The 8410-nt window shown below is 35.8% G+C and carries 8 protein-coding genes and 1 pseudogene; 8 read left to right on the plus strand and 1 reads right to left on the minus strand.

The genetic code is table 11. The features are described from left to right. The 5 genes and pseudogenes from N477_RS26320 to N477_RS26695 all read left to right on the plus strand — a co-directional run. Positions 1–427 (plus strand): annotated as a pseudogene (locus N477_RS26320) (hypothetical protein); the annotation flags it as partial. Positions 428–695: 268 nt separating this feature from the next. Continuing rightward, positions 696–1250, plus strand: a complete 555-nt coding sequence (locus tag N477_RS16645; RefSeq protein ID WP_063361743.1) for a hypothetical protein — start codon at positions 696–698, stop codon at positions 1248–1250. A 144-nt stretch (positions 1251–1394) separates the two neighbouring features. After that, positions 1395–2549 (plus strand): serine hydrolase domain-containing protein, encoded by a 1155-nt coding sequence (locus N477_RS16650; RefSeq protein ID WP_063361742.1) that lies wholly within the window; start codon positions 1395–1397, stop codon positions 2547–2549. A gap of 493 nt (positions 2550–3042) precedes the next feature. Further along, positions 3043–3690: a hypothetical protein gene (locus N477_RS16655; protein WP_063361741.1), complete on the plus strand. Its 648-nt coding sequence runs from the start codon at positions 3043–3045 to the stop codon at positions 3688–3690. Positions 3691–4076: 386 nt separating this feature from the next. Continuing rightward, positions 4077–4361 carry a GNAT family N-acetyltransferase gene (locus tag N477_RS26695; RefSeq protein WP_081216444.1) on the plus strand — a complete coding sequence of 95 codons (285 nt, stop codon included), beginning with the start codon at positions 4077–4079 and terminating at the stop codon, positions 4359–4361. Between the two features lie 482 nt (positions 4362–4843). On the opposite strand, the gene N477_RS16670 is transcribed toward N477_RS26695, so the two are convergent. Beyond that, positions 4844–5305 (minus strand): hypothetical protein, encoded by a 462-nt coding sequence (locus N477_RS16670; RefSeq protein WP_155731937.1) that lies wholly within the window; start codon positions 5303–5305, stop codon positions 4844–4846. A gap of 288 nt (positions 5306–5593) precedes the next feature. On the opposite strand from N477_RS16670, the gene N477_RS16675 reads away from it, so the two are divergent. From N477_RS16675 to N477_RS16690, 3 genes are all read left to right on the plus strand, one after another. Then, a complete protein-coding gene (locus tag N477_RS16675) occupies positions 5594–6019 on the plus strand; it encodes an ester cyclase (protein ID WP_063361738.1) in 426 nt (141 codons plus the stop codon). Between the two features lie 156 nt (positions 6020–6175). Next, on the plus strand, positions 6176–6556 hold the full coding sequence (locus N477_RS16680) for a DoxX-like family protein (RefSeq protein ID WP_063361737.1): 381 nt from the start codon (positions 6176–6178) through the stop codon (positions 6554–6556). 1235 nt (positions 6557–7791) lie between these two features. Next, positions 7792–8262 (plus strand): DUF6265 family protein, encoded by a 471-nt coding sequence (locus N477_RS16690; RefSeq protein WP_063361734.1) that lies wholly within the window; start codon positions 7792–7794, stop codon positions 8260–8262. Positions 8263–8410 lie beyond the last annotated feature (148 nt).

An 8410-nucleotide genomic window follows, 5' to 3' on the forward strand; every position in this document is an offset into this window, starting at 1 on the left:
ATTATTTAGGAAACAAGGCCCAGAAAATGTAAGTTATCTGAATGTGTTAAATTCAAAATACACATCTATGTCAATAGTATACGATGGGCGTGAGTATATTTTTCAAGTACAAACGGTGGAAAATGCAACGGGTGGACTTCATAAAAAGTATGGTTTATCAGCATATCGTTACTTTCTAGCCCTAGCATTAAAAAATGATCTTAAAGTAGACTACTCAGTTACTTACGAGATACATGAGTTGAAGTCCGAACATGAAATAAATGTTTATGAGTCTTCTGAATGGGCAGTTTTTACCTTAATAAGTAACCATAGAAGTTTTGACGAGGTATTTATTATAAACAAAAAGAGTCAAAGCATATTTCAAATAGGAGGAGAATTTGACCAAAAAACGATTATGAGTTTACTTTCTAAAGTGAAGTTACCATAAAAGTAGTGTGACAGTATAAACGATTGGCCACCCTTGTATCGTTAAAGTGTATGCAGATCATATGGGGTAGGCACAAATTTTTGCTGAAATAAAGCTACTCAGCCACTGTGTAACTATGCAGTTTTAATTTAAGTTGAACATGAAATAGTGGTAATTGACAGAGACTCAGTATTTGAAATATGTCTGTCCATGTTTATATTTTAAACTTTGTGGCTACGCTAATAATAGTTCAAGAATATTCTTCCAGTTACGAGAGTGAGCTTTTAAATTGTTGAGTTTTAATAGTAAAAAAGAAAGTACCCCAAGACGGTTTGTTAAAGTATTAAAATTAGCCTTATTTGTCGGGGTCTTTGTATTTGCCTTGGCCAAGTTTCTTTTATCATTCAGTGACTTTGATTCAGAATCCGTGTTAAATGCAGAATATAAGTCTATATCAGGCAGAATAATTGAACTAAAGTGTACAGAGAGAGACTTGTCTAAAGGCTCTAAAGGAAGACCTGGAAAAATTGGCTTACTGCTAGAAGGCGCCCCTCATATGCTGAATATTGATTTAAGGCACATTGTTCCATCAAAAAAATGTAGCGCAGTTAATGAGTTGCTGAATGTGGGGGGGAGTGTAAACCTGAAGCTGTTACTCGATAGTAATACTATTGTGTATCTGGCAACTCAAGAAAAGGTCCTATTTAGCCTTGATGATTACATCCTGGTAGAGGCTGATCACCATTATGAAGAAAAAGGCTTATGGGGAAGCGTGCTTTTTGCGTGCTTCTTAGTGTTTATGAATTGGAACTTAAGACGTTTATCGTCAAAAGGTAAGCCATAGAACGAACTAGACAAAAGCGAAATAGGACAAAAGCGAAATAGGACAAAAGCGAAATAGGGTAGGCACAAATTCATTGTTGATTTTATCCACAAAAAAAGCAAACTTAAGACGTGAAACTAGTTGTAGTAAAATAAAGGAATATTGATGAGTAAAAGTATTCAAGTAATCGCTGGGGTTATTTTGTTGCTTTCATTTACTGTTATGGGAAACGAAACCCAACTAACTCTACTGGAAATGGAAATTGATAAAATTGCACAAGAGTCTATACCGGCTAATGGCCCCGGGTGCTCTGTTGGCATCATTAAAAATCAACAATTTTTATTTAAGAAAAGCTACGGTTTGGCAAACATCGAACATCAAGTTCCTCTCAGTTCAATATCAGTATTTCGTATGGCTTCTGTATCCAAGCAATTCACCGGGTTTTCGGTATTGTTATTAGCAGAAGCAGGGAAAATTAACCTGGATGATGATATACGTAAACATCTCCCCGATTTGAAAGATTTTGGTGCAAAAGTCACTATCAACTCGATGTTAGGTCACGTTTCAGGGATGGCAGACTACGATACACTCAAATCGCTCTTACCTAAACCATTACTGTCTTCTGCTGGTGGTCCATTCAGGCTTGGTGATGAGGATTACCTGACCAAAGATGAATACTATGATGTTATAAAATCGCTTCCTTTAGAGCATAAACCTGATACTCAACAAGCCTATAGCAACTTCGCTTACTTTTTATTGTCAGAGTTAGTCGCTAAAGTCAGTGGAATGTCCATGCGGGAGTACACGACAAAGCACATGTTTGAACCGCTTGGCATGCATAACACTTTTTTTGCTGATGATATGCGAGAGATAGTACTTAATCGTGCCCAAGGATATAGAACATTCAAAGATAATGTATTAAAGCATTATGAAACGAATATTTTTGTAGTAGGTGACGGTGGTCTTTACACCACACTGGAAGATATGTTGATTTGGGATAATCACTTTTATATTCCGAAATTAGGTGCTGCGCCTAATAAATTGATGGCTCAATTCAATACGCCAAATAGTCAACACACCTACGAAAACAACGGAATAACTTTTTATGCTAACGGGCAGTATATTGAGCCAAATTATACGCTGCACAATGGCGGATGGATGGGGACAAGTACGAGTTATATCCGTCGGCACAAAGAGCAAGTCGCCTTTATTTGTATGTGCAATAGTTCTTCACTCGATGCAAATGTTTTTACTTACGAAATGCCGAAACTCCTAACTAAACTTAAAATTTGGGATGTGATTGACCCTGAAATTTTCTAGTTTAATTTTAGTTTTCAAAAAATAAAAGCTGATAGTGGCGGGCAACTAGCAAGGCAAGTTCAATTACACGGTCTCGCTTTTTGTCGTCATTCGAAAAAGTACAATTTATATTTTTTACCGTAAGTAGTGCCAGCCAAGTAGTGTGTGCTTTTGTATTTATCCGTGAGTTTGAAATCATATGAGGCAGGCACAAATTATTTGCTGAAATAGAGCTTTTAAAATACGTCTGCTAATGCTGTTTCCTTCCTGCCAGTCCTGTATATTACCATTCTTGCATTTTTCGGTATTAACCCAAATAGGGTCTTTTTGAACCACAGCAAACTTCTAAAATGTTTCGTTATCGATGGTATTCCGCTATCTAGAGCATGCAGTAATAAAGTGTAATAACGTTTGCCACGCTTATCGCTAATAATTCATTGCGCAGCATAACTAAGTGGAAGTTATGTAAATTTACTTGCAAAATTACATCAATATAGAATAAGGATAAGTGAACATGACAACGTTGCACGACAATAAATTTACCTTTAATCTTGAAGGGCTTTCAAGCGTGTCTTTCGTCGTTGAAGATTATGAAGTCACTGACGGTCAACCATATGAAGGTGTAACTTGTGACGGCAGAACGCTTACAGTAAAGGCTGGACGCCACAACTCAAGCGAGGTAGCAGATTGGTTTAAAGAAAGAATCAATATCGGAGGTATAGCCAAAACATATAGTAGTCATTCTCCATCCAGCCTTAACTTCGCTGTTACTGGTACCTTATCATTTAATATGAAAAATGGTGTTACCTATACCTTTGAAAACTTCGTTTTAGGCCAAGGGCATTTTTTAAGTAACAATAACTGGTGGATTGGTTCAAAATACATGATTGGCGTAACATGGACCAATGTGGACCAAGAATATGCTGCTAACTTAGTCTCAGACACATTAAGCCTCGAAGTTGACATTCTTACAGAGGACCCTGTAGGTGCGGTCATCGACAGTGCTAAGCTCATTGTTGATATTTTAAACAATCGCCAAGTCGGCTCCGGTTCAATCACAGCGCGAACAAGTGAATTAACAACTGCCGTTGAGTTATTCTTATTCCAGATGGACAACTCTGACACGGATATCAATATGACAGGTTTCTACAAACGGCCTTAAGTTATGTTCTACAGAATATCTGAAACCAAAGCCTAGAATAAATGACACGTTTACTTATTCCATTGCTATTATTACCATTAATACTAGTGAGGAGGGGGACTTCATCGCTAGTATTTTTATGCTCACTATGAATGCTTTATGAGCTTGAGGTATCGATGGATTTTACACGCATAGTAGAAAGTCACTGGAACAGTATTTTAGCAATTCAGGCTAGTTCATATTCTGACATTGGTACTGAGGATTTAGAGGTTCTAAAAAGTAAGCATGAGGCATCTCCTGACACTTGTTTTGTGTTTATTACAAAAGGTGGAGTCATACTCGGGTACTTGCTATTTCATCCCTAGAGTTGCACTGTAGCACCCAAGTTATTCGAGCCCTTAGTCAGTATCGAAGACGGTAAACATTTATTCCTCCATGGTTTGGCTATTAGCCCCGACTCAAAAGGGCAAGGAATAGGACGTGCAGCCGTTTTGAAGCTTTTTGAAGTGGCACGATTGAAAGGAGTGAGCAGGAAAAGCTTAGTCGCAGTTCAAGGTTCAGACAGTTTTTGGTCAAGAGTTGGTTTTTACAAAGTTAAAGACGCTAATGTATGCGCTAGCTATGGTGATAATGCGGTTTTTATGGAGAAAGTTTTAACGAATAACGATGATCCTGCAACCAATTTTCCTTAGTTGTGAGAAGGTTCGTCGAATTAAAATGCTCAAAGGGGGAGGGGCTTTTATTTGACCAAAGATATTTGATAAAGGCGTTTTTATAGCGAATGGCACTTAATGCCAACGATATATAATATTGCTCTTCGATTGATTTCTTATTTCATTGATTAGTTCTCTGCTTAAAAAAAGCGAACTATTGTCTTCACTCCTTAAGATATGTGTGTTTATATCTATAGGTGAACCATTCTCATAGCCTATAATGTATAGGTAAGAGTAATTCAATTTTAAGTCTGAGTGTTTTAGTTCTATTGCACCTTCCTGAAGCTCGATGTTATTTTTTAAATAAGGCAATAACTTTTTTACAAGTTGTTTATTTATAAATATTTTTGGAAATATATAAAAATCAAAAACTAAGTCTGGGGACGTTGACCCTTCTATCTTTTTTTCTTTTATAGGAAAGGTATCTAGTGAATTAATATTTAGCTCATAAAATTTTCGCATTAAAAAAGATCCGGGACTTTTCCGCCTTCAGATATGGGCTTAACGACAAGGCTTGAGTCATTGTTCATTGCTAAGTACGACAACAATTCTTCCCCAAGCTCTTTAGACACTAGAATAGTACCTTTAGCTTCTTCGATCATAAAAATGTTTCTTTTATATTTGGGTGTTTTATTTAACTGTTCTAAGTCGAGGTACAAGGATAATATCTTTATGTGATTTCTTCTTTTAGGGAAAACAAAAATCTCACTTTTTTCCATATCTGCACATTTAATTATATTTTCAATCGAAATTAGGCTGTAGTTAGGCAGGATTTCAAAGCTCTCGTCACTAATTGATATAGGAAAAAATCGGCATCTATAAGGGTTGTGTTTAGAAAAAATTCGGGCTATATCTTCATTGCAAATCACTTCACCTATTAAGTGGAAATCTTTGGTTGATTTTAATGCACATTCTTCTTTCACTGTTACAACCTTATCCACACTCACATGAGGGGAGTCTAGATGACAATAGTAATCTGTCCTATCGCTCGTTGTAATTGAACTATAATTGTTCATTAAATTTTCAAATATCAAATAGTACTCTGTCATTTTTATATAATTGTTGGCTCTTTTTAATGCTTTGTTTTAACTAGATTTGTACGAAAGTGATATTATATTTGGTAGGCAAAGCTATTTCGAGTATTTTACTTCTTTTATTTTCAGGTATGGTGGTTTATCTTACAAAGAGCTATACCAAAAAACGTGAGAATTATGAAACAAGCAGTTTTAAAAGAGTTCATTCAAAAAGTTTGGAATGAAGGTGATATTAATGCCATCTCGAAATATATTGCTGACAAATACACCATAGTTCATGATCCTGCCGATCCGTGGGAAGGAATGGAGCTAGATGTAGCAGGTTTTCAAAGAAGAGTGGCAACATCTCGTGAGCCAGTTCCAGATCAGACCTTTGATATTCAGGAAATGTATGAAAAAGAGGATAGTGTTTGTATTACTTGGCTTTGGAGTGCAACGCATCTAGGTGAAATCGCGGGTATGCCACCTACAGGTGAAAAAATAACAATGTCGGGTGCCACGGTTTATTATTTTAAAAATAATAAAATCACGGGCCACTGGCAGGTTGCTGACCGCCTAGGTGTTTTTCAACAATTACAAAGCCATTTAAATAAAGAAGGCTGATAGTATATTTTAAACTATGGCTTCAAAAATTTAAACTAAGCGAATTTTTGCTTGCTTGATTAATACAAGTTCATAACAAAGGCCGTTTTTTCACTGTCTAAAATCTTCTAATGTTGATACTGACAGTTGCGCTGATTTACAAATACGGGAGGTAATATGGCAACGATTCAAATAGCTCGGTTTATTATTTCTTTTGTATGGCTCTACCATGGACTTGCTCCTAAATTAATACAGATTGCACCTATAGAGCAGCTAATTTCAGAAAGCGTTGGTCTAGGGGAAGAGCTAACTTATTTATTGATTAAGGCTGCTGGCGTGGGTGAAGTAATTTGGGCAATTGTGTTCTATTTCTTCTATAAGGTGAAAGCAATTTTATTATTAAATATCTTTGCTTTAATCGGGCTACTCATTGGGGTAATGATCCTACAACCTCAGTTATTAGTTGAAGCTTTTAATCCCGTAACAACAAATATTCCACTTATTGCTCTTACAATCATAATTTTGAATGCGACAAGCAATGAGCAGAGTAATAAGTAAGCTTTTATAAAAGGCAATGCCTTATTTTCTGAATTGATATGTTGAAATTGAATAGATAATTCACTGGTTTTTCTAGATTCTAGTTGGGCAAAGAGTGCAGCTTTCAGTAGAAAAACAGATGGTTAATGCAGAGTTCAATGAGTAAAGTTAGACGGTTTTTATATATAGTAGAGTTTGTCTTGGCATTTGGTCCGTCGTTTATTGTGTTGGTTTTGGCGCTTATATTTAGCCCGGCTTTGCTTCTAGGCCTCGATCAAGACATATTGAGTAAGAGGTTAATTTTTGTATTAATAATATTAGGGTTTGGAGGCTTTTGGGGTGCAATAAGCTTAATTGGCCTTACTCTATTTCCGTTTCAGGAAAATACAAAACCAACTAGGTTGAAGCTGTATATTATGCCTGGCGTAATAGCATCGACGATGGCCAGCTTTTATGCTGGGACAATGAGCTTATATTTGCTTCCTGTGTTTATAGCACCGCTATTGATGACATTACAATTAGTGATAAAACAAAGGTACTATTTTTCGACCTAAATTAGTTATGAGCTTAATCAGCAAAGGCACAAGTTTGAGCCAACGATGATAGTAATAAAAGGTTATTGAGCTGAGTAGGAATATTAGACTGTAGCATTGAGTACGATCTAGAATTATAGACGTGCATATTAATCAGTTAGATATTGATATGTTATTTTGAAAATCGAATACAACCTGGTTGAAAAAAGTTGCTGCGCATATAGCGCAGCAACGAGGTATATTTAACAACGTAAGGTTGAATAGCAGTCATACTCTGGAGGGTTGGACGGGCAATTTAAAAAACTAGGGCAAATAGTTGTACAGCCTAAGTTAGTAATATCAGGTGTAGTATTGTGTCTACCTCCTGCAATATTAGGTGTGGCCCCTTTGTCTAGGTTGCCAGCAGTCTTACTCAAATTTTTGATTTTCTTTTTCTTAAACTTAAGGTTCATAATCATTCCTTGTGTACATGTTTTTGTTAATTACCAAAATTAAATATACATTAGTAGGGAAAATATCAAAGTAAATTTTTGTAAAATGGGTACGAAAGCAATAAAGCTTGGCACGTAAAAAGCCGTTTTTTAATAAAAATTTCACTGATTTTTGTTTAGCAAATAGTGGTAAAAAACTTTAGCTGTGCTTTCATTTAAGTTCGCAATTAATTGCTTTTATACTCAGTGTCATGATCACTGTAAGTATCGGGAGTAACAGGGAGTTTGTACAATGTTTAAGTTTGCTTATCTAATAGTGATATTTGCTACATTTAATACATCAGCAAAAAACAATACGTGTGGCTCTCTTGAGTCTTTATCTTGGCTTGTTGGTAGCTGGAGTTCAAACAATAGTAAGCTGGAAATTAAAGAGTCATGGAAAAAAGTAAGCAATAAGACGTTTGAGGGATCAGGCTACACCTACTCGATAAAAAAGAGTAAAAAAGTCAGTGCTGAAACTTTACGACTAATTGAGATGTCAGGAGACGTGTTTTATGTGGCAAAAGTTGCAAGTAATAGTTTACCGATTGCATTTAAATTGACTAGTTGTACAACTGAAACTGCAATATTTGAGAATCCTAAGCATGATTTCCCTAAAAAACTAACTTATCAACTTAAAAATGAAAATAACATTACTGTTGCGGTCACTGGAGAGGAAGGGAGAGGCTTCTCAATTAATTTTATACGTGAAGTCAAAAAATGACAGTTTAAAAAGGGAAGTCTAGCCAAGTAGGGGAGTTTAATTCATATAAAAAGCTAACTGTTACTTCTTCCAATCTATTTTTTACTGCATCAATGTTTATGACCCCAATTAAATTTTGAGTTTTCATCGGCCTTGTTTCCTAAATAAT

The sequence above is a fragment of the Pseudoalteromonas luteoviolacea H33-S genome (genome assembly GCF_001625695.1).
GTDB classification, from domain to species: Bacteria; Pseudomonadota; Gammaproteobacteria; order Enterobacterales; family Alteromonadaceae; genus Pseudoalteromonas; species Pseudoalteromonas luteoviolacea_B.

Coding starts and splice junctions, on each gene's coding strand:
- N477_RS16655 (WP_063361741.1), top strand. CDS start 3,043: ATGACAACGTTGCACGACAATAAATTTACCTTTAATCTTGAAGGGCTT.
- N477_RS16675 (WP_063361738.1), top strand. CDS start 5,594: ATGAAACAAGCAGTTTTAAAAGAGTTCATTCAAAAAGTTTGGAATGAA.
- N477_RS16680 (WP_063361737.1), top strand. CDS start 6,176: ATGGCAACGATTCAAATAGCTCGGTTTATTATTTCTTTTGTATGGCTC.
- N477_RS16650 (WP_063361742.1), top strand. CDS start 1,395: ATGAGTAAAAGTATTCAAGTAATCGCTGGGGTTATTTTGTTGCTTTCA.
- N477_RS16690 (WP_063361734.1), top strand. CDS start 7,792: ATGTTTAAGTTTGCTTATCTAATAGTGATATTTGCTACATTTAATACA.